General features: G+C 67.1%; 11 protein-coding genes. 10 read left to right on the top strand and 1 reads right to left on the bottom strand.

All coding sequences use genetic code 11. The features are described from left to right. The first annotated feature begins 95 nt into the window (after window positions 1-95). The 6 genes from EWH10_RS12465 to EWH10_RS22235 all read left to right on the top strand — a co-directional run bounded on the left by EWH10_RS12465 (window position 96) and on the right by EWH10_RS22235 (window position 18,395). Window positions 96-1,901 carry a ShlB/FhaC/HecB family hemolysin secretion/activation protein gene (locus EWH10_RS12465; protein ID WP_065847834.1) on the top strand — a complete coding sequence of 602 codons (1,806 nt, stop codon included), beginning with the start codon at window positions 96-98 and terminating at the stop codon, window positions 1,899-1,901. Then, window positions 1,901-9,016, top strand: a complete 7,116-nt coding sequence (locus tag EWH10_RS22130; protein ID WP_130029995.1) for a histidine kinase — start codon at window positions 1,901-1,903, stop codon at window positions 9,014-9,016. Before EWH10_RS12465 ends, EWH10_RS22130 begins: the two co-directional genes overlap by 1 nt. Window positions 9,017-9,127: 111 nt before the next feature. Continuing rightward, window positions 9,128-10,519, top strand: coding sequence for a multiheme c-type cytochrome (locus EWH10_RS12455; protein ID WP_065847842.1), 1,392 nt, complete (start codon window positions 9,128-9,130; stop codon window positions 10,517-10,519). Then, complete coding sequence (locus tag EWH10_RS12450) at window positions 10,516-12,486, top strand: heme-binding protein (protein WP_130029994.1); 1,971 nt, start codon at window positions 10,516-10,518, stop codon at window positions 12,484-12,486. Before EWH10_RS12455 ends, EWH10_RS12450 begins: the two co-directional genes overlap by 4 nt. 3 nt (window positions 12,487-12,489) lie before the next feature. Next, window positions 12,490-14,313, top strand: a complete 1,824-nt coding sequence (locus EWH10_RS12445) for a hypothetical protein (protein ID WP_065846670.1) — start codon at window positions 12,490-12,492, stop codon at window positions 14,311-14,313. Window positions 14,314-16,457: 2,144 nt separating this feature from the next. Beyond that, window positions 16,458-18,395: an LVIVD repeat-containing protein gene (locus EWH10_RS22235; RefSeq protein ID WP_422917699.1), complete on the top strand. Its 1,938-nt coding sequence runs from the start codon at window positions 16,458-16,460 to the stop codon at window positions 18,393-18,395. A gap of 8 nt (window positions 18,396-18,403) precedes the next feature. Here EWH10_RS22235 and EWH10_RS12435 read toward each other — a convergent pair whose 3' ends face one another. Next, complete coding sequence (locus tag EWH10_RS12435; RefSeq protein ID WP_065846728.1) at window positions 18,404-19,309, bottom strand: TPR domain-containing protein; 906 nt, start codon at window positions 19,307-19,309, stop codon at window positions 18,404-18,406. Window positions 19,310-19,477: 168 nt separating this feature from the next. Here EWH10_RS12435 and EWH10_RS12430 point away from each other — a divergent pair, with 168 nt between their 5' ends. From EWH10_RS12430 to EWH10_RS12415, 4 genes are all read left to right on the top strand, one after another. After that, window positions 19,478-21,991 carry a cyclic nucleotide-binding domain-containing protein gene (locus tag EWH10_RS12430; protein ID WP_065846673.1) on the top strand — a complete coding sequence of 838 codons (2,514 nt, stop codon included), beginning with the start codon at window positions 19,478-19,480 and terminating at the stop codon, window positions 21,989-21,991. Continuing rightward, window positions 21,991-22,869, top strand: coding sequence for a hypothetical protein (locus EWH10_RS12425; RefSeq protein ID WP_025546680.1), 879 nt, complete (start codon window positions 21,991-21,993; stop codon window positions 22,867-22,869). The genes EWH10_RS12430 and EWH10_RS12425 overlap by 1 nt, the downstream gene beginning before the upstream one ends. A 7-nt stretch (window positions 22,870-22,876) precedes the next feature. Further along, on the top strand, window positions 22,877-24,673 hold the full coding sequence (locus EWH10_RS12420) for a cytochrome c3 family protein (protein WP_065846674.1): 1,797 nt from the start codon (window positions 22,877-22,879) through the stop codon (window positions 24,671-24,673). Window positions 24,674-24,803: 130 nt separating this feature from the next. Then, the gene (locus tag EWH10_RS12415) at window positions 24,804-25,649 is read left to right on the top strand and encodes a metallophosphoesterase (protein WP_065846675.1); all 846 of its coding nucleotides are present in this window, start codon (window positions 24,804-24,806) and stop codon (window positions 25,647-25,649) included. Window positions 25,650-25,764 lie beyond the last annotated feature (115 nt).

The following is a 25,764-nucleotide window of genomic DNA, read 5'->3' as shown; positions in this document are numbered from 1 at the left end:
GCGGGAAAGGGGTGACGGGCAAAAAGCCTGCGCCTGAAGACAGGGGTGGGGCAGCCATGAGGGAAAGGGCTGCCCTTGACGCTTTGGGGACGTCTATGGGGAAGAAGGGGCACAAGCGGGCTTCCGCTTTGGGAGGTTCGGCGGCCATGGCGCTGGCGATGCTGCTGCCCATGGCGGCGACGGCGCAGGTCGCGCCGCGCGCACCGACGCGCGAGGAATTGACGCGCGGGCAACTGACAGGGGAGGCGTCCGCGCAGGGCAGCCGCCTGACGGTCGTGGGCGGCGTCGAGCGCGCACCCTGTCCGCTGGCCGATCCGCGCTACGCCGGCGTGGCGGTCGATTTTGCCGATGTGCGTTTCGAAGGGCTGCGTGTCGTCGATCCGGCGGCGCTGGAGGATAGCTGGCGCGAATATGCGGGGCGCGAGGTGCCCATCGCCACCCTGTGCGAAGTGCGCGACCGGGCCGCGACCATGCTGCGGCAAATGGGCTATCTGGCGGCGGTGCAGGTTCCGCCCCAGCGTATCGAGAAGGGCGGCACGGTCCGCTTCGACATCTTCATGGCGCGGCTGGTGGCGATCGAGGTGCGGGGCGACGCCGGCAATGGCGAAAGGCTGATCGCCGCGCATATGGAGGCGCTGAAGGGCCAGCCGGTGTTCAACGTGCGCGATGCGGAACGGCATCTGCTGCTGGCGCGCGACCTGCCGGGCTATGACGTGCGGCTGGCGCTGCGCCCGGCGGGAACGGCGCCCGGCGAAGTGGTGGGCGAGGTGCAGGTGGTGCGCCAGCGCGTCGAACTGGACGTCAACATCCAGAATTACGGCAGCAACGCGGTCGGCCGCTTCGGCGGGCTGGCGCGCGTGCGGTTCAACGACATGACCGGCCTGGGCGACAGCACGCTGTTCAGCATCTTCAACACCGCCCAGCCGAGCGAGCAGACGGTGCTTCAGGTCGGCCACAGCATGGCGCTGGGCAACGACGGGCTGCGCCTGTCGGGCGACCTCACCTATGCCTGGAGCAAGCCGGGGATCGACGGCATACCGCTATCGTCCGAAACGATGATCGCGACGGCGGCGCTCGCCTATCCGCTGGCGCGGCGGCAGGTGCATACGCTGCTGGCGACGGGCGGGCTGGACATCGTCAACCAGGACCTGCGCTTCGGCACCGCCACGCCCAAGGTGCCGCTGTCGCGCGACCGGCTGCGCGTGCTGTTCCTGCGGCTGGAAGGCGAGCTGATCGATCCCGACAGCATCGTCAGCACCCTCGGCTATTCGGGAATAGAGCCTCGCTGGCGGCTGGGCGGCATGATGGAGGCGCGCCAGGGCCTGAAAGGGCTGGGCGCGAGCGATGCGTGCGGCGCGGCTCTCGTCAACTGCGCTTTCCCAAGAACGCCGATCAGCCAGTTGGACGGCGATCCTTCCGCATTCGTGCTGCGGGCGAGTGTCCAGGCGGAATATCGGCCGACCCCGAGGCTGACCTTCACCCTGTCGCCAAGGGCGCAATATAGCCCGGACGTGCTCCTTTCCTACGAGCAGATGAGCGCGGGCAACTACACTGTAGGGCGCGGCTACGATCCCGGCATCATCACCGGCGACAGCGGCGTCGGCATAGGCGCGGAGCTGCGTTACGGACGGATCACGCCGCGGGCGCCCGGCGCCATCGCGTTCCAGCCCTTCATCTTCTTCGACGCGGCCTGGATGTGGCATCACAGCGCCAATTTCGCCGGGCTCGACCCGCAGAAGCTCTATTCGGCGGGCGGCGGCCTGCGCGCCACGTGGGACAATCATGCCCGGCTCGACCTGACACTGGCGACCCCCCTGCGCAAGGCCGGTTTCCAGACCGAAAGGGGCGACACGCGGCTGCTCCTTTCCCTGACCACGCAAATCTTGCCGTGGAGGCGTTGATGACCAGGAAGCATGGCACATTCTCGCTCTGGACCCTGCTGGGCCGCACAAGCGCCGTGGCGCTGGCGGTCGGGCTCGGGGCCGGCGCCGCCATTGGCCAGAAGGCGTTCCAGGGCACGCCATCCATAGTTTCGGGCGACGCCTATATCCCGCCGAGCACGAACAGCGTCTCGCTGAACTCGACCCAGGCGGTGATCGACTGGACGCCCGACGATCGCGGGCCGGCCAGTGCCGGCACGATCGACTTCCTGCCCCAGGGCAACACGGTCACGTTCAGCTCGTTCAGCGACTTCACGGTGCTGAATCGCATCCTTCCGCTGGACGGCAACGGACTGCCCGTATCGCGTGCGATCGCGTTCAACGGCACGGTGCAGAGCCAGGTCAGCGGCAGCCCGCCAAGCACCGGCGGAGCGGTGTGGTTCTATTCGCCCGGCGGCATCATCGCGGGCGCGAACAGCGTCTTCAATGTCGGATCGCTGGTGCTGACCGCCAACGCCATCGACATCAGCAACGGCCTCGACAGGAACAATATCCGCTTCGCAGGCCCGGCGGGCAGCACATCGTCCGTCGAACTGCTTCCGGGCGCGCAGATCAACGCGCTTTCGGCCGGCAGCTATGTCGCTCTGGTCGCGCCGCGCGTGGTGCAGGGCGGCACGGTCACGGTCAACGGATCGACCGCCTATGTGGGGGCCGAAGCGGCCGACATCCGGATCAACAACGGCCTGTTCGACATCGCCATCACGGCCGGCACCACGGACGCCAATGGCGTGGTGCACAGCGGCACGACGAACGGCCCTGAATCGGCGGGCAGCACCGACCCGCAGCGCATCTTCATGGTCGCGGTGCCGAAGAACAACGCACTCACCATGCTGCTGTCGGGCAATGTCGGCTACACGCCAGCGACGGCGGTCACCCCGGACGGGAGCGCCCTTGTGCTCTCGGCGGGTTCCGACATCGCCCATGACGCCGACGGGAACCTCATCACCACGCGCAACGCCACGGCGACGGTAGAGGCGGGTTTCAGCATCGGATCGGGCGACTGGCAGAACGACCTGACCGGCACGGCGACCGGCGACATCGTCATACGTCCCGCCGCGACAACGCATTTCCTGGGAAATGTCACGCTGTCCGCCGAACGCGGCATCACCCTGCGGGCCGATCAGTCAGGCGCGATCGCCGCGGACAGGGACATGATCCTCACCGCCGGAAGCGGCGCCACGGGCGGCCGCATCGACCTGCTCGCCTTCGGCGGCAGCGGCGCGGCCCTGACCAACGGACAGATCGACGTCACCGGCAGCCTGACGCTGAACGCCAGCGGCGATGGCGAGGCGGGCGTCAGCGCGCCGCCGCTGATCGGCGGGGACGCGATTGGCGGGACGATCGACCTGATCGCCACGGGCGGATCGATCGCGGCGGCCAGCCTGATCGCCAATGCCGTGGGCTATGCGGGCTATGGCAGCGACAGGTCCGGCAATGCCACGGGCGGGGCGATCACCCTCTCCGCGCTGACCGCCGCCGGACCCTCCGGCACCGAGGGAGGGAGCCTGCGCTTCGGCAGCACGGCGCTTGACGCCTCCGCGGGCACGGCTTTCCAGGTTTCGGTGCCGCCGGTCGATGGCGGCAGCGCCATTGGCGGCAGCGTTGCGCTCAACGGCACGTCCGGCAGCTTCATAACAGGCGGCCTCGACCTCGGGACCGTCAGCGCCAGGGCGCTGGCGACCGGCGGCATCGCCAGCACGGGCGCGGCGGGCAACGCGACCGGCGGCGACATCCGTATCGCCATTTCCAGCGGCACGCATGAATGGACCAGCCTGAACGCCGACACCAGCACCGCGCCGGGCTATGCGACGGAGGGCGGCAGCTATGGCGCGGCCATCCCCGGCGCCACCGGGATCGACATCGACGTCGGCGGCACGGGCAACCTCAATATCCTGACATCCGTTTCGCTCTATGCGGATGCGCAGGCCTTTGGCGGGGGCGCGTCTGGCGGCACGCTGCGGGCCGGGCGGATCAACATCTCCGCGCATGACGGGGGCAGCTTCGCGATTGCGGAGGATCTGTTCGCCACCGCCAATGCGTCCAGCTTCCCCGCTTTTCCGGGATCGACCTTCCTGACGCCCCGAACGGCCGACGCCTTTGGCGGGACCATCAGCATCGGCGCGGCGGGCGGCAGCTTCGGTGCGGCGGGGCTTTATGCCAGCGCCGGAGGCTTTGCAGGCGATGCGCCGGGCGTGGCGGGGAGCGGCACCGGCGGCGGCGTGACCCTGTTCGCCAGCGCTTCCGGCGGGCAGCGCGGCAGTTTTTCGCTCAGCGACTGCGCCAGCTATTTTTGCCGCGTCTCTGCCGATGGCTGGGGCGCGGCGGGCGCCGACGGATCGAACGGAACGGGCGGTTCCATCCTGCTCCATGCCAGCGATGCCGATTTCTCGGTGCCTGGCGAACTGACGCTGCAAGCCCAAGGCGTGGGCGGCGGCGCGGCGTCCGACGGCGTTGCCGGTCGCGGGGGCGATGGGCTGGGCGGCAGCATCCTCGTGGAAAGCCGCCTCGGTCTTGCCGGCACCGGCGACCTCAGCTTCGGCAGTCTGTTCCTGTCGGCGGAAGGTGCCTCGGCGCCCTCCAGCGACGGCATGTCCTTCAATGGCGGCGATGCCGGCAGCGGCACGGGCGGAACGGTCAACATCAACATATCGGGCGGCAGCCTGACCGCCGATCTCCTGGATGCGCAGGCGAGCGGCTTCGGCGGCGCGGCAGGCGAGAACTGCCTTAGCTGCGAAGGCGGGGGCACTACGGCGTTCCTTGCGGGCAGCGGGCAGGGCGGCTCGGCCGGCTTCCTGATCTCCGGCGGCGCGGCGGCCATCGGCACGCTGACGCTGGGCGCTCACGGCACCGGCGGCGAAGCGGACGGCGCGAACGGCCCGTCGTCAGTAGCAGCCATTGCCGGTGCCGGCCTGGGCGGCCATGCACTGCTCGAATCGCGGGGCGGCACGCTGGAAATGGCGACGCTCGGCATCGATGCCAGCGGCACGGGCGGTCTGGGCTATCCGGTCTTTCAGGCCGACGGGGCGGATGGCGGAACCGGCACGGGCGGTACTGCGGGTCTGCTGATGACCGCCGGGAGCGGCGGGCAGGTCACGATCAGCGGCGCGGCCGTCGTCCGCGCATCGGGTCAGGGCGGCGATGGAGCGGAGACGGGCTCCGACGGTCCCGGCAATTATGGCGCCGGTTCCGGCGGCAGTGGAACGGGCGGCGTCGCGGATGTCACGCTGGCAGGCGGCATGCTGACCGCGCCTTCGCTTCTGATCTCGGCGGAGGGCCTTGGCGGGGCGGGCGGCAATAACGGCAGCGACGGGCCGGGCGCGGCAGCGGGCGATGGCTTGGGCGGGACCGCGCGCTTCTCCTATCTGAACGAAGGCCATGCGATCGGCACGGTCACGGTGAAGGCCGACGGGCAGGGTGGGGGGGCCGGCAATAGCGGCTTCTTCAGTTTCGACAATAACGGCAATCCGACATTTTTCTATGGCGTCGCGGCGGGCGGAGCCGGCGGCCGGGGAACGGGCGGCGTCGCCGCCATGCTGGTCGACGTCGATCCGCTTTTCGCCAGCCTGACCGTCAGCGCCGACGGCATCGGCAGCATGGGCGGCGGCGGGGGGACCGGCGGCGCCGGCGGTACGGGGACGGGCGGCGTTGCGATGCTCGATCTGGCGTTCGGCACGACGACGGTGAGCGGCGCGCTGCGCGTCACCGCCGCCGGCCTGGGCGGTGCTGGCGGTACGGGCCATGACGGCAGCGGCGGGCGCGGCGGCGATGCCTTTGGCGGTAGCGCGACGTTCGGCCTGACCGGATCGTCCATCCTGCTGGATGCCGGTGACATCGGCGTGCTGGCCGAGGCGCTAGGCGGGGCGGGCGGCCAGAGCGGCGTGCGCAGCGGCGCAGGCCTTGCCGGGGCGGATGGCGGCGACGCGACCGGCGGCACGGCGCTGCTCGATCTCAATGCTGGAGCGGCGGCGATAACGGGGCTCGCGCTGCGTATCAGCGGCAATGCCACGGGTGGCGATGGAGCCATCGGTACGGCCGGGCCGGTTGGCGGCAATGGCGGTGCGGGCGGTAATGGGTTCGCTGGCTCCGCCACCTTGCATATTGCGGATGCGCGCATGACGACTGGCAGCGCTTTGCCCCAGATGCCGGCCTACAGCATCACGGCGGTCGGCCTGGGTGGCAACGGAGCAGATGGCAGCGCGGGCAGCAATGCGGGCCTCACCGGCGGCCTGGGTGGTAGCGGCGGGAACGGCATCGGCGGCCTTGCGGCGTTCGACGCGGGTAATGGCGATTATGTGCTGGGCGGCCTCACCCTGCGCGCGGATGGATTGGGCGGGCTTGGTGGAATCGGCGGCGCCGGGCCGGCGGGCGCATCGGCCGGGGGCGCGGCGGGCTTGGGCAGCGGCGGCACCGCCAGTCTGGCCAATGGCGATGGCGGCCTGCTGTCACCGGGCGCGCAGCGGCTGATCGACGCATTGTTCATGAGCGCGAACGGCGACATGAGCGGGCTGGTCCGCTTCACCGACAGCAGCACAGCCGCCAACGCTGGGCTGCGCGTCAACGGATCGCTCGCGCTTTCCAGCCTAGGTGTTCCGGTCGCCGGATTTTCCGGGATCTCCTTTGCGGCGAGCAATGCCGTGCAGGTGGGTGGGAATGCCGGCTTCACGAGCGATGGACCGCTTTCCTTCGCCTTCACAGGGTCGGGGGGGCTGGCCGCGACCGGCGCCCTCACCGGAACTTCGGGCACGCGCATCGACCTGAGCCATGCCGCGCGGCCACTGGGCAGCGACAGCCTGTTTGCGAACAGCATCCTGTTCACGACTCCCGGCGATGTCACCCTGTTAACGGCGGGCAGCCTGCGCGCGGTGGCAGGTCTGACGATCCTCGCCGCGGGGGGCAATATCGGCCTTGCCAGCGGCAGCGCCCTGACGGCGGGCGGCGACTTGCGGCTGTTCGCGCAGGGCAGCGTCAACGGCACGGGCGCTGCCGCCAGGGCGGGCGGCACGGCAGCCATCGGCCTGGGCGGGGCGGGCGACATAGTGCTGGGTGATCTGGCGTCAGGCACATTGCTCGATCAGGTCGATTCCGCCGGCAATCTGTTGGGGACGGGCGGCATTGCGATCGGGGGCGACTTCGCCGTCTCCGGCCGGCTGGACATTGGCGCGGGCACCGGCACCCTGTCCGCCGCCAATATCGACATCGGGACGCTGTCCGCCGATACCCAGCGATTGGCGGCGTCCGGCGCTCCGGTCCGCATCGGCAATGCGCTGATGAGCGGCGATCTGATCGTCAATTCCAGCCTGCTGCTGGGCAATGCCGATATTGCAGGACTCCTCCAGGTGCGCGCGCCGGGGCCGTCGAGCCTTGCGCAGCTTGGCGGCGCAGTGGCGGCGGGCGCGATCGACATCGCCGCGGGCGCCATCGTCAGCAGCGGCCTGACGGCGCGCAATGGCGACCTGTTGCTGCAATCCTCAACCGACCTGAACATAACGGATGCCCGTGCATCAGGCGCGATCGTCATGGCCGCCGCCAATCGCCTGACCATCGGCAACGCAGCATCAGGCGGCAGTCTGGCCCTGTCCGGGCAGGGGATCGACGCCGCCAGCCTAAGCGCGGGCGGCCAGAGCCTGCTGAACGCGGGCGCCGGCAGCCTGATGGTGGGCGACATCGCATCGGCTGGAGCGATAACGGCCAGCGGAGGCGCGGTGAGTCTCGGCGCGACCGGCAACATGGCCGTAGCGCAGGCCACGGCATCGGCAGGCGCGTTGCTGTTGAACGCTGGCGGCGCTCTTTCCATTGTCGATGCGAGTGCGGGGGGCAATATGACGCTCACCGGCGGATCGATCGATGCGACCGCGCTCGACGCCGCGGGATCGCTGACGGCCACCGCCTCGGGCGTGGCGAGTTTCGGCAATGTGACGTCGCAAACGGGCGGCATCCTGTTGAACGCGGGAGGGTTGCTGAGCCTGACGGCTTCCGTCGGCGCAAGGACGATCACGATGGCGTCCGGCGACATCGTCCTTGGCGGGGCAGCGCGGATCGGCAGCCTGAGCGGAACGAGCCGCATCGTCTTCAACGCGGTGAACCTGCAACAGCCCGCTTATGTCGGCGGCAGCGACGTCGCCGGAACCTACAGCCTGTCGGCGGCGGAACTGGCGCGGGTAGCGGCGGCGGACATCGCCATCGGCGCGCCCGCGCGGGGCGTTGCGGGATCGCCCGACATCGTCGTGCGGGATCTGACCCTTGGCACCGCCAATCTGCCGGGTGGCGGCCTGCTGACGATCGGCGCCGGCGGGCATCTGCGCGTAGAAGGGGCGGTACGGCTGACCGGACGCTCGGGGCAGGGCGGGCTGATCCTGTCGGCGGGGCAGATGCTGGACATCGTCGCCGGTCCCGGCTCCATCGACATCAGCGACGGCAATGGCGGATTGGGCGGCGTCTTGACACTGGACAGCCCGAACATCATCGCCGCGTCCCTGTCGGCCATGGCGGATGTCGCTTCGACAGGCTCGCTCATCGCCAGGGAATTGCGGCTGGCGCAGAATGATGGGCTGGTGAACGATACGGGCATCCTGCGCGCAGGGACGATCCTGGCGAATGCGAGCCAGACCTTCTTCATCCAGAATAGCGGCCTCTCCAGCACGATCCCGGACCGGCGCGGCTTCACGGCCAATGCGCTGCTGATCGGCTCGGGCGGCTCCGCGTTGCAGATCGCCATCAACGGGCGGCTTGCCCTGCCCATGGGCGGTTTCGCGCAGGGGCTGGAGACGGTTCCGCTGGTCGCCGTCAATGGTTCTTATGCCCTGGGGTCGAAGGTCAACGGCTGTCTCATCGGCAATCCCGCCGCCTGTACCGGCACCGGCTTCGACAGCAGGGATACCTGGAACGGCGTGCTCGATCCTTCGGTGTCGGTCAGCCGCATCTTCACCCTCTCCCTCATCGAATTGCGCGACATCGTGGCGCAGGGCTATCCGCCGCTGATCGACGAGCCGGTGACGGGCGCTGGCAATGAGGATCTGTGGGAACGCTCCTGCGGCGGACCGGATGAACCGGACTGCGGAGAAGGCGGCGCGCGATGATCGGCGGACAAAGGTAAAACGGGATTGAAACAACGGGTTGAACCCGTAGAGAGAAATGCACGGCGGACGCAGGGGAAAGCGTCCGAATCAGCCGGCACGGGGGCGTGACGAATGGGGGGCGGTAAGCGCAGGGTGATAGGCAGGTCCTTGGGCGGCATGGCGCTGGGCGTCATGCTGCTGGGATGGCTGCTGCTGTCCGGCCTGCCCGGTGGCGAATGGGGCGTGGCGGATGCCGCGCCGGCGGCGCGCGCCTATACCGGCGTAGCCTCCTGCGCGGGGTCCACCTGCCATGGCCGGATGGAGGGCGACGGCACGGTCGTGCGTCAGGACGAACTGATGCGATGGCAGGAGCCGTCGACGCCGGGCGGCGCCCATAGCCGCGCCCATGCCGTGTTGAACGGCACGCGCGGCCGGCAGATCGCGGCGACATTGGGGCTGGGCGACGCCGCCTCCGCGCCGGCCTGTCTTGGCTGCCATTCCACCGCCGCGGCGGCGCGCGGCGCGCGCTTCCTGACGCAGGATGGCGTCGGCTGCGAGGCCTGCCATGGCCCGGCGAGCGGCTGGATCGCCTCCCACTATGCCGTGGGCGCGAGCCATGCCGCCAATGTCGCGGCGGGCATGACGCCGCTCGACCGGCCGCAGGCACGGGCATCGGTCTGCCTCGATTGCCATTTCGGCAGCGCGCGGGACGGTCAGTTCGTCACGCACCGCATCATGGCGGCGGGTCATCCGCGCATCTCCTTCGAACTCGACCTCTTCTCCTCCATGCAGGCGCATCATGACGAGGATGGCGACTATGCGCAGCGCAAGGGGCGGACAGACAGCCTGAAGCTCTGGGCCGTGGGGCAGGCGATGGCGGTGGAACGGGCGCTGACCCTCTATGCCGGGGCAAAGGGGACGGAGGGAGCCTTCCCCGAATTCTATTTCTTCGATTGCCAGAGCTGCCACCGCCGCATCTACGACCAGGCGGAGCGCAGCAAGACATGGGAAGCCAATCCGGGCCGGCCGATTCCAGCGGGCATGCCGCCCTTCAATGACGAGAACATGATCCTGCTGTCCGCGGCGGCGCGTGTGGCCGCGCCGGGACTGGCCGGGCGCTTCGATGCGGACAGCCGCGCCTTCCATGCTGCGATTGCGCGGGATCGGGCCGGGGCGGTCGCGGCGGCGGGCAGGCTGGCGGGCAGCGCGCGAGCGCTGGCGGATGCCTTTGCGGCTGGCGGGATGCAGGGCGACATGGCCTTCGCCATCGTGCGCGAGATTGCGGGCAGCGCCATTTCGCCGCGCTTCACCGATTATGAAGGGTCGGTGCAGGCGGTGATGGCGGTCGACACGCTGCTCAACGGTCTGGTGAAATCCGGGCGCGTCACCATCGGCGCGGCGGCGGGCATCCGGGCGGACGTCAACCGCGCCTATGCAGCGGTCAGGGAGCCGAACGGCTATCGCCCCGGCGATTTCCGCGCCGCATTGGGCAGCGCGGCGCGCAGCATCGGGGCGCTGCAATGAGGGCGCAGCATCATCGGCTGAGCGCACTCGCCGCGAGCGCAGCGTTGATCCTCTCTTCCTGCGGCGGGGGAGGCGGCGGCAGCAGCGGCACGCCGACGCCAGCGCCCACCCCGACGCCAACGCCGGCCAGCCTCTATGGGACGCCCGCGCAGGAATCGCTGACGGTCGCGGATGTCGAAACCGTGGTGGCGCATGCCGTGGCGGAGGCAAGGGCGCGCAACCTGCCCGCCGTGATCGCCGTGACCGACCGGGTGGGCAATGTGCTTGCGGTCTTCCGCATGACCGGCGCGCGGGCAGGCGCCACCACCAGCGCCGCACCCAATGGCGACAATATCGACGCGCAGAACCTGACCGTTCCCGCAGAGGCCGGCGCCATCGCCAAGGCGATCACCGGCGCCTATCTGTCGAGCGGCGGCAACGCCTTTTCGACCCGCACGGCGAGCATGATCGTGCAGCAGCATTTTCCGCCCGCGCCGACCACGGCCGGGCTGGAAAGCGGGCCGCTGTTCGGCGTGCAGTTCAGCCAATTGCCCTGTTCCGACCTTTCGGCGCGCTTCGTCTCCTCGGGCGCGCAGGCGATGATCGGGCCGAAGCGGTCGCCCTTGGGGCTGGCGGGCGATCCGGGGGGCTTCCCGCTCTACAAGAATGGCGTGGTGGTCGGCGGCATCGGCGTCATGGCGGACGGCGTCTATGGCTCCGACGGCAATGTGCTGGACGATGACAATGATCCGGAAGAATATATCGCGCTGTCGGGGACCCTGGGGTTCGAGGCGCCCGAGACTGTCCGCGCTGATCGCATCACGGTGGACGGCACCTCGCTGCGCTATTCCGATGCGGCCTATTCCGGGCTGATCGCGACGGGTGCGGTGAGCTTCGCCGCGATCAACGGAAGCGAAGGCGCGCTGGTCGCGGTGCGCGGCTATTATGGCGATCCCGCACCGATGATCCTGGCGGGTGTCGCTTATGGTACAGAGGCGTCGGGCGTCCGACGGGCCCGGTCCGCAGAATTTTCCAAGACCGACGCCTTCGTCCTGACCGACGGGTCGGGCAATGACCGCTTCCCCATCCGCGCCGGAACCGACGTCGGCGATGTGGCGCAGCCGCTCACGACGGCGGAAGTGACCGCGATCCTCGAAGAAGCCTTCACCGTCATGAGCCGGGCGCGGGCGCAGATCCGCCAGCCGCTCGACAGCCGGGCGCAGGTGACGATCAGCCTGGTCGATACGCGCGGGCAGGCGCTGGGCATCGTCCGGTCGCCCGACGCGCCGATATTCGGCACCGACGTCAGCCTGCAAAAGGCCCGGACGGCGGCCTTCTTCTCCGGTTCCCACGCGGCGGCGGACCTGCTGGGCAGCAGCAGCGCCGATGTGGCGGCCTTCGTGGGGAAGGCGCGGACCTTCCTTAACGATCCGTCCGCGTTGACCGGGCGATATGCCTTCACCGATCGCGCCAATGGCAATCTTTCCCGTCCCTATTTTCCCGATGGCGAGGTTGGGCGGCCCAACGGGCCCTTTTCGCGTCCCATAGCGCAGTTCAACCCCTTCTCCACCGGCTTGCAATCGGCGCTGGTGGTGGGCGATCTCGCCGCCCATCTCGCCTTCGTGACGGGGGCCAGCGCGACGGACGCGCCGCAGCGCTGCTCGGCCGTGCCGACCGTCTCCGACCGGAACCGGGTGCAGAACGGCATCCAGATCTTTCCCGGTTCCGTGCCCATCTATCGCGGCAATGTGCTGGTCGGCGCCATCGGCGTGTCGGGCGACGGCATCGATCAGGATGACATGATCAGCTTCCTTGGCCTGCACAATGCCGGCCTGCGCATGGGCGGCGTCGGCAATGCGCCCGCCGCGATCCGCGCCGACCGGATCGTGGTGGACCTGGGCAATGCGACGGTGCGGCTGCGCTATGTGGGCTGTCCCTTCGCGCCGTTCCTGGACAGCGCATCGCAAAATGTCTGCACGGGGCTGTAGGGGATGGGCCTTGTCTCGCTCCTGCCCCTGTTCGCGCTGGCCCAGCCGGGCGAGCCTGTGCCGCCCCCTCCGCCGGAAAACTGGCAGGAGCTTTTGGATGCCGACCGTCAATCCATAGAGGGCCGCCGCCGCCCCGGCTATGAAGCGCCGCTGCCCCAAGCCGTGACGCAGGACAATAAGGGTGCGGTTCGAGCGCCGCCGCCGGAGGCCTTTCCGACCGATCAGGTGCCGATCCCGGATCGCTGGCGCCTGATCGAAAGCCTGGGGGTGGTGAAGGAACGCTGGTTCGATCCCTATAACCAGAATATGCTGAAGGGCGACCGGCCGATCGACCGGGAAAAGGCGAAGTGGCTGCCGATCAAGGGCGACGACTGGTTCTTCGTCGCCAATGCGGTGAGCGATACCGTGCTGGAACCACGGACCTTCCCGATTCCGGTGGGCGTGCAGACGACGGAGCGGCCGGGCAGCATCGATGTCTTCGGCAAGGATGCGAGCTATGTGTTCAGCCAGACCTTCATCGGCGGCGTGGCGCTCATTAAGGGCGCGACCGCCTTCAAGCCGCCGGAGATCGAATATCGCCTGACGCTGGCGCTCAACGTCAATCATGTGAACGTGCCCGAACGCCGCGTGCTGTTCGTGCAACCCTCCCGGCCGTCGCGCCGCACCGACCATTTTCTGGGCGTGCAGGAAGCCTTTGTCGACTATCACCTCGCCAACACGTCGGACCGCTATGACTTCCGCTCGCTGCGCGTCGGTATCCAGCCCTTCCAGTCGGATTTTCGCGGCTTCCTGTTCAATGATCAGCAGTTGGGAATAAGGCTGTTCGGCAATCGCGACAATAATCGCTTCCAGTTCAATCTGGCGGCTTTCTGGCGGTTGGAGAAGGATACGAATAGTGGGCTGAATTCCGTCGTGCAGTCGCCGCGCAACGATTGGGTTTTTGTCGCCAATCTGTATCGGCAGGACTTTCTGGTCCTCGGTCTCACCAGCCAGATCACCGCCGTTTACAATATGAACCGTGAGAAGCGGGACGTGGAGATTGACGATAATGGTTTTCCGGTGCGTCCGGCGTTGCTCGGCGACTTGCGGGGGCGGGAATATGATGTCGTCTATCTGGGCTATAATGCCGATGGGCGGATCGGGCGGGTGAACCTGACGGCGTCGCTTTATGGCGCGCTGGGGGAGGATCGGAACAGTTTCTTCACGTCGAAACCTGCGCGGATTCGGGCTTTTTTCGCTGCGGCGGAGGTGAGCGTCGACAAGGATTGGATGCGGTTTCGCCTGTCGGGTCTTTATGCCAGCGGGGATGGCGACCCTTATGACAATCGCGAGAACGGGTTCGATGCGATTTTCGAGAATCCCGTCTTCGCGGGTGCGGACACCAGCTATTGGATCAGGCAGACCATTCCCTTTGCGGGCGGCGGGCGCGTGATCGGGATCAATGGGCGTAACGGCATCCTGAACTCGCTGCGGTCGTCGAAGGAGCAGGGGCAGTCGAACTTCAACAATCCGGGCACGATGCTGCTGGGGGCGGGGGCGGATTTCGACCTGATGCCGGAACTGCGGGTTTCGGCCAACGCCAATCATCTCTGGTTCCAGAATACGGCCACGCTTCAGGTGCTGCGCAATGAGGGCAGCATTCCCAAGGCCATCGGCTGGGATTTGTCGACGGCGGCGATCTGGCGGCCGCATGCGACGCAGAACATCGTCTTCCGGCTGTCGGGGGCGACTTTGCTGCCGGGGGCGGGATTTCGCGACCTCTTCACCAATAGCGAGCGCAACCGGAACTATTATTCGGTGCTCGCCAATTTGATCTTGAGTTACTGATGCGTTGGCCTTTTTCCCCTCTGTCATTCCCGCGAAGGCGGGAATCCATCTCCGGCGCTGCGTCCAGACGACGGGGTGGGAGATGGATTCCCGCCTTCGCGGGAATGACGGTGGTGGTGGTGCTTGCGGCGTTGCTCCTTCCCGTGGCTATCCTCTACGCATCCGACGCCGAAAAGCCGGTCGAGCGCCACTATGCCCCCGCGCCGCCAGCGCCGATGAGCCAGACCGCCGAGCAGGTCGCGGCGAAATCGGACGGCTGCTACAGCTGCCACAGCAAGACCGACGAGCCGTCCATGCACGCGACCCCTGCGGTGATGCTGGGCTGCACCGACTGCCATGGCGGCAATGCGGCGGTGCGGGGCGATCCCGCATTGGGCTTCGAAGACCCCGCCTATGTCGCGGCGCGGGAGAGGGCGCATGTGCTGCCGCGCTATCCCAAGAGCTGGCACTATCCCTCCTCCGCCAATCCGCAGCGGACTTACACGTTGCTGAACCGGGAGGCGCAGGAGTTCGTCCGCTTCGTCAATCCCAGCGACTATCGGGTGGCGCGGGACGCCTGCGGGTCCTGCCATATGCAGGTCATAGAGGCGGCGGAGCGTTCGCTGATGGCGTCGGGCGCGATGCTGTGGGGCGGGGCGGCCTATAATAATGGGATCGTGCCGTTCAAGAACTACATCTTCGGCGAGGCCTATACCAAGGACGGGAAACCCGCGAAGATCGTCTCGCCCGGCAGCCCGCCCGGCACGCTGACCGCCGAACAGAAGGCGCGCGGCGCCCTGGCGGAACTCTATCCGCTGCCGACATGGCAGGTGATCCCGCCCGGCGACGTCTTCCGCGTGTTCGAGCGGGGCGGGCGCAATATCGGCACGCAATTTCCCGAAATCGGCCTGCCCAATTCCACCGGATCGATCCAGCGGCTGGAAGAACCCGGACGGCCCGACCTCAAGCAGTCCAATCGCGGGCCCGGCACGGGGTTGCGCGTAGCGATCCCGGCGCTCAACATCCACAAGACCCGCCTCAACGATCCCTATATGTGGTTCATGGGGACGAACGACCAGCCGGGCGATTATCGCCATTCGGGCTGTTCGGGATGCCATGTCGTCTACGCCAACGACCGCGAGCCGCGCCACAGCCTGATCTACGCCCAATATGGCCGGGACGGGCAGACCGCCACGGTCGATCCCACCATCGCGGCCAAGACGAGCCATGGCGGATTGAAAGGCCCGCATGGCGAGACCGTCAAGCCGGATCATCCGGCCAGCCCCGAACACCCTGTCGGCGCCGTCAAGGAAAGCGGCCATCCGATCCGCCACGCCTTCACCCGCGCCATCCCCACTGCCCAGTGCATGAACTGCCACATGCACCAGCCCAATATCTTCCTGAACAGCTATCTGGGCTATACGATGTGGGACTATGAGTCCGACGCGCCGCTGATGTGGCCGGAAAAGCAGAAATATCCGACCGCCGCGCAAGTGCATGAGACTCTGGAGCGCAATCCGGAAGGGGCTTCCCCACGCGGCAAATGGGCGGACCTGGAATTTCTGCGCAACGTCTACGACCTGAACGACAGGGCGAAGGACACGCAGTTCGCGGACTATCACGGCCATGGCTGGAACTTCCGCGGCGTGTTCAAGCGCGACCGGGAAGGCAATCTGCTCGACGCGGACGGCCGGATCGTTTCGCCCGACGATCCGGAAAAATGGCGGAAGAAGGGGGAGGAGAAGTTCGTTCCCGTCGGCACCAATCCCGGCAAGTCCGTGCACCTGATGGACATTCATGCCGAAAAGGGCCTGCAATGCGCCGACTGCCATTTCGCGCAGGACAGCCACGGCAACGGCTTCATCTATGGCGAAGTGGCCAATGCCATAGAGATCGGATGCAAGGACTGCCACGGTACGGCGGATGCCTATCCGACGTTGCTGACCTCCGGCCCGGCCGCGCCGCCCAAGGGCACCAATCTCGCCCTGCTGCGCAATCCGGACGGCAAGCGGCGCTTCGAATGGTATTTCGACGCCAGCGGGCGGCAACGGCTGATCCAGCGGTCGATCGTCGATCCGAAACTGGAGTGGGAAGTGAGCCTGGTGAAGGATTCGGTCGACCCCGCCAATCCGCACTTCAACGCCAAGGCCGCCCGCGCAAAGCTGATGAGCCGGTCGGGCGCGGAGGATGGCAGCTTCGCCTTCGGCCCCGGCGTGGCGAAGGCCGACCGGGCGCATGGCGACGACAACATGGCATGCTTCACCTGCCACCTGAGTTGGACGACCAGTTGCGGCGGTTGCCATTTGCCCATCGAGGCGAACTGGAAGACGTCGCTCCACCATTATGACGGGGAGGAGACGCGCAACTTCGCCACCTACAATCCCCAGGTGGCGCGCGACGAGATGTTCCAGCTTGGCAAGCACATGACTACCAAGGGCAATGAAACCGCCCCGGTTCGCTCGACGTCGGCGCTGGTCCTGTCGTCCACCAACATCAATCGCGAGCGCATCTATATCCAGCAGCCGCCCATATCCGGCATCGGCTTCTCGTCGCAGGCCTTCGCACCCCATTTCCCGCATACGGTGCGCCGGACGGAGACGAAGACCTGCACTGAGTGCCATTTGTCGGCCAAGGACGACAACAACGCCATCATGTCGCAATTGCTGCTGCTCGGCACCAATTTCGTGAACTTCGTGGGGTTGAATGCCTGGATGGGGCTGGAGGGTGGGTTCGAGGCGATCCGCGTCACCGAATGGGACGAGCCGCAGGCGGTGATCGGCAGCTATCTCCAGAAATATGCCTATCCCGATTACTGGAAGCTGCATGTCGACCAGAACAAGCGCGAACTCAAGAACTGGGTGCGCGGCCAATATTTCGACGCCAGGGCTTCGGGCGAGACCCAGGCCGTGGAGGAATTCCGCAATGTCGTGAAGGGCACGGCGGGCCGCGTCGGCTGCCTGCAACTGCGCGGCGAATATATGTATGTGGCCGAAGGGAAGGGCGGTTTCCGCGTCTATGACGTGGCGTCCATCGCCAACAAGGGCTTTTCCGAGCCGATCCTGAGCGGGCCTTTCTCGAAGCTGGGTCACGATAGCGGCGTGCCGTCGAAGAACGCGACATGCATGGCGCTGGCCACCAACCAGCCGGTCAATCCGCTGCGCAACACGCCGGAACTGCGCCGGATCAATCAGGAGCAGGCGTTCCTGCCGATCTACAGCTATGCGGCGGTGACGGACAGCGTCGAGGGGCTGATCATGGTCAATATCGAGACCATGGCCGATGGCGAATTCCGCAACAATTTCCTGAAGCGGGCCGTGACCTGGAACCCCGACGGCGTGCTCAACGGCGCGCGGCACATCCAGCTGGCAGGGCAGATCGCCTATATCACGGCGGATGTCGGGCTGGTGGTGGTGGACCTCAGCGATCCGCTCCACCCCCGTCTCGCCGCCGTCCGCCCGATGAAGGATGCGCGGGCGAGCGCGATCCAGTTCCGCTATCTGTGGGTGACGGATGCGGAAGGATTGAAGCTCTTCGACGTGACGAAGCTCACCGATCCGGTGGCGGTGCCGTCCGCCACCGTGCCGCTGGCCGATGCGCGCCGCATCTATCTCGCCCGGACCTTTGCCTATGTCGCGGCCAAGTCCGAAGGGCTGGCGATCGTCAACATCACCAACCCGTTGCGGCCGGTCGTCTATGCGAAGGAGACGTTCGGCGGGCAGATGACCGATGTGGAGGATGTGATCGTCGGCACCACCAATGCGTCGCTGTTCGCCTATGTCGCGGACGGCCGGAACGGGTTCAAGGTGATCCAGCTCACCAGTCCGGCCAGCCAGCCGAATTTCTATGGCTTTTCACCCGCGCCCAAGCCGGAACTGATTGCCTGGGCAAGGACGCCTTCGCCGGCTTTGGCGTTGTCCAAGGGGCTGGACCGCGACCGGGCGGTCGATGAAACGGGCGGGCAGATCGCGGTGTTCGGACGCCTCGGCTCGCGGCCCTTCACCCGCCCGGAAATGGAGCGACTGTTCCTGAACTCCAGGGGGATTCCCTATAAGGTCAGCGACGAGGTGGATATGAAGGGCTGGCGGCCGCCTCTGCTGCGCTGAGCCGGGTTTCAGACGCCCGGCACGCCCAATATCCGCGCCTCATCCCTGATCCGTCCCGCCTGCGCCGGATTGGCCGACCGCGCCTGCGCATAGGCCGCCGTCGCCTTGCCCGTCTCGCCCAGCGTCATGCGGCTGCGCATCAGCATGATCCAGCCGTCGACATTGCCCGGATTGGCCTTCAGCCTGGCCTCCAGGCTGGCCACCATGCCCTCGACCATCGCATCCTGCTGCCCCTTGGGAAGCTGCGCGGCGGCCTGCATCTGCTCGCGGCTTGGACCCGGTATCGCCGCTGCCGCCACGGACATGCCGGCGCCCATGGGAGGATGCGGCGCGGTCGGCTTCACCGCCGCCAGCCGCTCCGCGACATTGATGCCGTTGATCTTTCCCACCTGCTCTATCGTCCGGCGCAGATCGGCTTCCCATGGCGCGCCCGGCGGCGTGTCGCCCAGCAGGGCCAGCCAGTCTCGGATCGCGCCCTCATGATCCTTCGCCAGATCCTTGCGCACCGCCAGGAAATAACGTGCCCTGGGGTCCTTGGGGTCGAGCGAGATCGCCTTGTCGAAGGCGTCGGCCGCCTCCTTCGGCATGGGATCGCGCTCGCTCGCCATCACTGCCGCTTCGCCGAGGGAAGACCAGAAGGTGGCGTTCCCCGGCGCCAGCTTCGTCGCATGGCGATAGGCGCGCACCGCATCGGCATGGCGGCCGCTCTCGAAATAGGCCCAGCCCAGCCTCTGCCAGCCCTCCGCATCGTTGGGATTGGCCCCCACCCGGTCCTGTAGCGCGAGGATCGCCGCTTCCGGGTCGCTCGGCCCTTCGTTCGTCAGCGGCGAGGGCAGGACGGGCGCTTTCGTCTCCTCCGGCGCGTGCGTCAGATTATAGCCGATCGATACGGCGGCGATGCCGACCGCGCCCATCAGGACCACGCGCCTCCAGTTCCAACCCATTATTCTTCCACTCCCCGGCTGTTCCCCGCGATCTTCTCTAGCGTGACGCTGCGGAAATGATAGAGTGCCGCTCGGGACAGGCATCCGGTAACAGCCGGAACGCAGGGGCATATTGGGGGATAATCATTGACTGACCGCGTGCGTATCGCGATCGTCGGATCGGGGCCGGCGGGGCTGAGTGCGGCCGCGCGCGCCGCTGCATTGGGGCTTTCGCACCTGCTGATCGAGAAGACGGACCATCTGTCCGACACCATATTCAAATATCAGAAGGGCAAGCATGTGATGGCGACGCCCAGCCAGCTCGTGCTGCGGTCCGACTGCGACTTCGAAGCCGGCAAGCGCGAAGCGATTCTCGATCGCTGGAACGCGCAGGCGGCGGACCAAGGCGTCAATGTCGCCTATAATGCGGAGGTGAAGGCGATTGTCGGCATCGGCGATCCCATCCCCGGCAGCATCCAGAAGATCGTCGAGCGCAGGCGCGACGGCACGACCGAAACGAAGGAAATCCAGCGGCTCGCTCCGCCCTATCGACTGACCCTGAGCGACGGGCGGGATGTGATTGCCGATGCGGTCGTCATGGCCATCGGCACGCAGGGCAATCCCAATCTGATGCGTGTGCCCGGCGCCGACCTGCCCCATGTCCAATATCAGCTGGACGATCCGGGGGAATATAATGACGAGCATATCTTCGTTGTCGGCACGGGCGATGCGGGCATAGAAAACGCCCTGGGCCTCGCCGCCGACGAGGCGCAGGGCAATGCCGTCACCATCCTCAACCGCTCGACCGAGTTCGCCAGCGCCAAGGCCGCGAACGTCAAGGCGCTGATGGCCGCCGCCGAAGCGGGACGCCTTGCCATCATGACCGAAACCACCACGGCGAAGGTCGAACCCGGTTTCATCACGCTCGACAGCCGCGACGGCGAGGTGAAGCTGAAATGCGACCGCATCATCGCCCGCATGGGTTCCGCCCCGCCGCGCGCCTTTGTGGAGAGTTGCGGCATTGAGTTCACCAGCGGCGACCGCCTGGCCTTCCCGAAATTGTCGCCGGTATTCGAAAGCACCGCCCCCGGCATTTTCGTGATCGGCGCGCTGGCGGGTTATCCGCTGATCAAGCATTGCATGAACCAGGGTTATGACGTCGTCGAATATATCAACGGCAATCGCGACCTGAAGCCCGCCGACGAACCCATACTCGCCGCCAAATTCGCGGGTTTGCCGGAAAAGAAGAGCGTCGCGGACTGGCTGGAGTATCTGCGCGCCAACGTCGCCGTCCTGGAGGGCCTTTCTCCGCTCCAGATGCGCGAATTCATGCTGGACAGCGAAGTGCGCGCCTATCGCAGGGACGATGTGATCTTCGAGAAGTTCGATCCCGGCTCCTCGCTCTTCGGCATCGCGCGGGGGCAGGCGCTGGTGGAGGTCGCGCCGGGCGTCGACATACCCATCGACCAGGGATCGATCTTCGGAGAAGTCGGCCTCATTTCCGGCCGCCGCCGCGGCGCGACCGTGCGGGCGGGCGCGGACTCGATCATGGTGGAGGTGTCGCGCACGGCGGCGCTCAAGCTCATGTCCTCCAACCCGCCGGCCAAGCGCGCCATCACCCGCATCTCGACCGAACGGCAACTGCTCCAGATGTTCGGCGCCGGCCTGACCCCGGCGGATCTTGCCGACATTCTCGACACGGCGGAAATCCGGACGGTGAAGGCGGGGGAAGCGATCCTCAGCGAAGGCGACCTTGGCAATGACATCTATGTGATCCGGGTCGGCTCCATGATTGTGGAGAAGAAGATCGGCGGGAAAAACGTCTTCCTCTCCTATCTTCCCGCCGGCAGCTATGTGGGGGAAATGGCGCTGATCGCGGGCGGGCCGCGCACGGCCACGGTCAAGGCGACGGTCAAGTCGGAGGTCATCAGGCTGAATGGCGACGCCTTCGCCCGGCTGATGGCCGCCAAGCCCGCCCTGCTGGAACGCGCCCGCCGCGACATGGCGGCGCGGCAGGATGTCAACGCCTTCATCGAAAGCCGCAAGGACAGCTTCTCCACCGTTGTCGACATGTATTCGGAAACGGCGAAGTTCCTGGTCGACAACGGCATCGGCGAAGCGACGGACGTGCTGCTGATCGACGAACATCTCTGCGTCGGCTGCGACAATTGCGAAAAGGCCTGCGCGGACAGTCACGACGGTCTCTCCCGCCTCGATCGGGAGGCGGGCCGGACCTATGCCCATCTGCATGTGCCGACGAGCTGCCGCCATTGCGAGCATCCGCACTGCATGGCCGACTGCCCGCCCAACGCCATCCATCGCGGCCCCGATGGAGAGGTCTTCATCGACGAGACCTGCATCGGCTGCGGCAATTGCCAACGCAACTGCCCCTATGGCGTGATCCGCATGGACAGCGTGCCGCCCAGGAAGCCGGGCCTGCTCAGTTGGATGTTCTTCGGCGCAGGCCCCGGCCCCGGCGAACCATCGAAGAAATGGCGCGCCAAAAATGCGGAGCCCGGCGTCGAAAAGCCGAAGAAGGCCATCAAATGCGACATGTGCTCCGGCATTGAGGGCGGCCCGGCCTGCGTCCGCGCCTGCCCCACCGGCGCGGCCATCCGTGTCGCGCCGGAGGATTTCCTGACGGTCGCCCGGCTGGGCGGGGAGGCGCGCTGATGGCTGCCGGAGCCGCCAGCCCCATTCGCCGCGCCAAGGGTGAAGTGCTGCATGACGGCTTTCTTCGTCACGCCGGTTTCCGCTGGCTGAAGATCGCGACGCTGATCTGCGTCCTGTCGATCGCCAGCTACATGCTGGTCGACGTCACGCCGCGTCATAATGGCGGGAGCTGGTACGGCTATGCCATGGGCACGATCGGCGTGCTGCTGATCCTTTGGCTGACCCTGCTCGGCCTGCGCAAGCGGGCGATGACGCGGGGACGCTGGTCGCTCAAGGCCTGGACCTCCGCCCATGTCTATCTCGGCCTCAGCCTGATCGTCATCGCCACGCTGCACACCGGCTTCCAGCTCGGATGGAATGTCCATACCCTCGCCTATGCGCTGATGATGCTGGTGATCCTGTCGGGTCTGTTCGGCATCGCCGTCTATGCGACGCTGCCCGCCGCGCTCAGCAACAACCGCGCCGAAATGACGCAGGTGCAGATGCTCGACGCGGTGCGCGCCATCGACCGGCAACTGCATGATGCCGCGCAGCCATTGACCCATGAACAGGCCGCGCTGGTGCGCCAGTCGCTGGAGGATGATCCCTTCGGCGGCGGCCTGATCGCCCGCCTGTCGGGCCGCTATCCCCGCTGCGCCACGGCGAGGGCGCAGGCTGCGCTGCGCCGCTGGACGGGCGAGACGCCCGATACCGGCAACGACCCGCTGGAGAGGATCGACGCCCTGCTGGAGCGCAAGCAGGCCATGCTGGCCCGTCTGCGCCGCCACCTGAAGCTGAAGGCGCTGCTGGAAATCTGGCTCTACGTCCATGTGCCCGCCACCTTTGCCCTGCTGGCCGCGCTGACCGCGCATGTCGTCAGCGTCTTCTTCTACTGGTGAGCCTGAGATGAGCTTTCTAGTCCGCCAGATCAGCCTCACCGCCGATGGCCGTGAGATCGTTCGCGCCGCCACCATCGCCCAGGCGCAACTCTCCCTCGGCCGCGCGGCTGAAAGCGACATCCACTTGCCCGACCTGGCGCTGGAGCCCGACCATGCCCGGATCGAGCAGGTCGACGAACGCACCATCCGCGTGCGCGCCACCGGCACCTTGGGCTTCGAGCTGGAGGGCCGCACGGTGCTGCGTGCGGAGATCGACCCAGCCAAGGGCGCGGAACTGCGCTTCGGCGGTCATCGCGTCACCCTGTCGCGGGGCGACGACGGCGCGACCATTCTCTCCATCCGCCGCGTCGACGCCGTGTCAGAAGCCTCGGAGGAAAAGGAGGAGACGAAGGTCTTCTCCCTGCGCGGCCTGCTGCCCGGCAAGCGGCTGACGGCCTGGGCGCTGGCGTTGGCGATCCTGATCGGCTTCCTCGCCATTCCGATCTGGAGCTATGCCGGTCGTCCCGTGGACGACACGCGCAACATCTACAAGATGGTAGGCGACAAGGCCTGGTCCTCCGGTCCGCTCAGTCAGGCCCACCACGCCCTCGAAGGCCGCTGCGAAACCTGCCATCAAAAGGCGTTCGTCTCGGTCCGCGACAGCGCCTGCCAGACATGCCACAGGGATGCGCACGACCATGCACCGGCCGCCCGCATCGCCATGGCACGGGCTGAAGGGGGACTGGGCGACAAGCTGCTGGCGGGAGTGGCCGCCGCCTTCGGCAAGCCGCCTGAGGGCGCCTGCGTCGACTGCCACCGCGAACATGAGGGCGCAGGTCCGATGCAGCCCACGCAGCAGGCCTTCTGCACCGACTGCCACGGTACGCTGAAGGACCGGCTGAAGGACACGAAACTGGGCAATGCCGCCGATTTCGGCACCAGCCATCCGCAATTTTCCGCGCTGGTGCAGGCGCGGCCGGGCCAGCATCCCCGCTTCTCCCGCGCATCGCTCGACAGCAGGCCGATGGACGATAGCGGCCTTAAATTCCCGCACGACATCCACTTGTCCGCGAGGGGCGGTGTCGCGAAAATGGCGCGGACGATGAAGGCGCAATATGGCTTTGGCGACGCGCTTGCCTGCAAGGATTGCCACAAGCCGACCGCCGATGGCGTGCGCTTCCTGCCGGTGGACATGGAGCGCGACTGCCAGATGTGCCACAGCCTCGCCTTCGAGACGATCGGCGGCACCGTCCGCACGCTGCGCCACGGCCAGCCGGATCAGGTTGTCGCGGACCTGCGGGCCTATTTCCGTTCGACCGGCCCGGCCCAGCCGACGGCCTTGGGCGGAACGGCGCGGCGGCGGCCCGGCGATTATGCGCAGGGGCGGCTCTACCATGCCTATTTCGGGGCGGCGGCGGCACGTCCGTCCCGCGCGGAAGATGCCGTCACGGCGGTCTTCTCCAGGGGCGGCGCCTGCTACGACTGCCATACCGTCACGCCGCCGGGCACGAACGGCAATGCGGGTTGGCAGGTGCTGCCGGTGCATCAGCCGATGCGCTATATGATGAACGGCTGGTTCGACCATGCCGCACACCGGACCGAGAAATGCGAAAGCTGCCATGCCGCGCCCAAATCGCACGATGCCAAGCAGTTGCTGCTGCCCGGCATCGACAGTTGCCGCACCTGCCATGGCGGGGAAAAGGCCAAGGCGGACGTGCCATCGGGTTGCGCCATGTGTCACAGCTATCATGCCGGCGATGACGCGCCATGGGTTCCCGCCAGCCGTTCGATCGGGAAAGATGCGGCCACAGGCGGAAGGCGCTGAGCACATCAGCCTATCGCGTGCTGCTGCATGGGCGGGAGCCCGGTTGAAACGGCGGAACCGGGCATAGCCTTTGCAGGAGCGGATGGCGCCGACGAGTGGCCGAGGACACGAATAAGGGGAGCAAGGACCAATGCTGATCGCGCAGGTCACGGACATCCATCTGGGGTTCGATCCGGACAATCCCGCCGAGTTCAACCGCAAGCGGCTGGACCAGGTCCTGCGTGCCCTGAATGATGGTCCCAACCGGCCCGATCTGTTGCTGGCGACCGGCGACCTGACCGACCGGGGCGATGCGGACAGCTACCGCCGCCTCGCCAACGCCTTCAGCCAGTGCGATTTCCCGGTGTGGCCCTGCATGGGCAATCATGACGACCGGGCGCATTTCGCCGCGCATTTCCCTCACATTCCCCAGGAGGATGGCTTCGTCCATTATGCGATCGCGCAGGATGGGCGGCGGATCATCATGCTCGACACGCTGGAGCCGGGGCGTCATGGTGGCGCCTTCTGCGAGCGGCGCGCGCAATGGCTCGCCGCGCGGCTGGACGAGGACAGCATCACTCCGACGCTGATCGTCATGCACCATCCCCCGGTGGAGGTCGGCATCGACTGGATGAACACCCATCCCGAAGAACCCTGGGTCCGGCGCTTCGCTGCGACGATCGCCGGTCGCCCCAATCTGCAAGCGATCCTCTGCGGTCATATTCACCGATCCGCAGTGGCGCCGTGGAAAGGCACGACCATTGCGATCTGCTCCTCGACCGCGCCGCAGCTTGCCCTCGACCTGCGGCCGATGGACCCGGACGCTCCGGACAACCGCCCGATGATCGTTGCCGATCCGCCGGCCTATGCACTCCACCGATGGACCGAAGAGGGGCTGATCACCCATTTCGAAACCGCGGACGATCATGTGATGCTCGCGAAATTCGACGGCAGCATGCAGCTTCTGGTCCGGACGCTGATGAACGAGCGGCCCTGAGGCAAGGGTTGTGCATTGCCGGATCGGTTTGGCCCGTTCCGGGCTGCTACCCGATGCCTCGGCATGCGTTATCCTTGTTCACAATTGGATATGGCTGGGGCAAAGCCGGCAAAAG

The sequence above is a fragment of the Sphingobium fuliginis genome (assembly GCF_004152845.1).
Classification (GTDB): Bacteria; Pseudomonadota; Alphaproteobacteria; order Sphingomonadales; family Sphingomonadaceae; genus Sphingobium; species Sphingobium fuliginis.
This window is presented reverse-complemented; position numbering and strand designations above follow the sequence as displayed.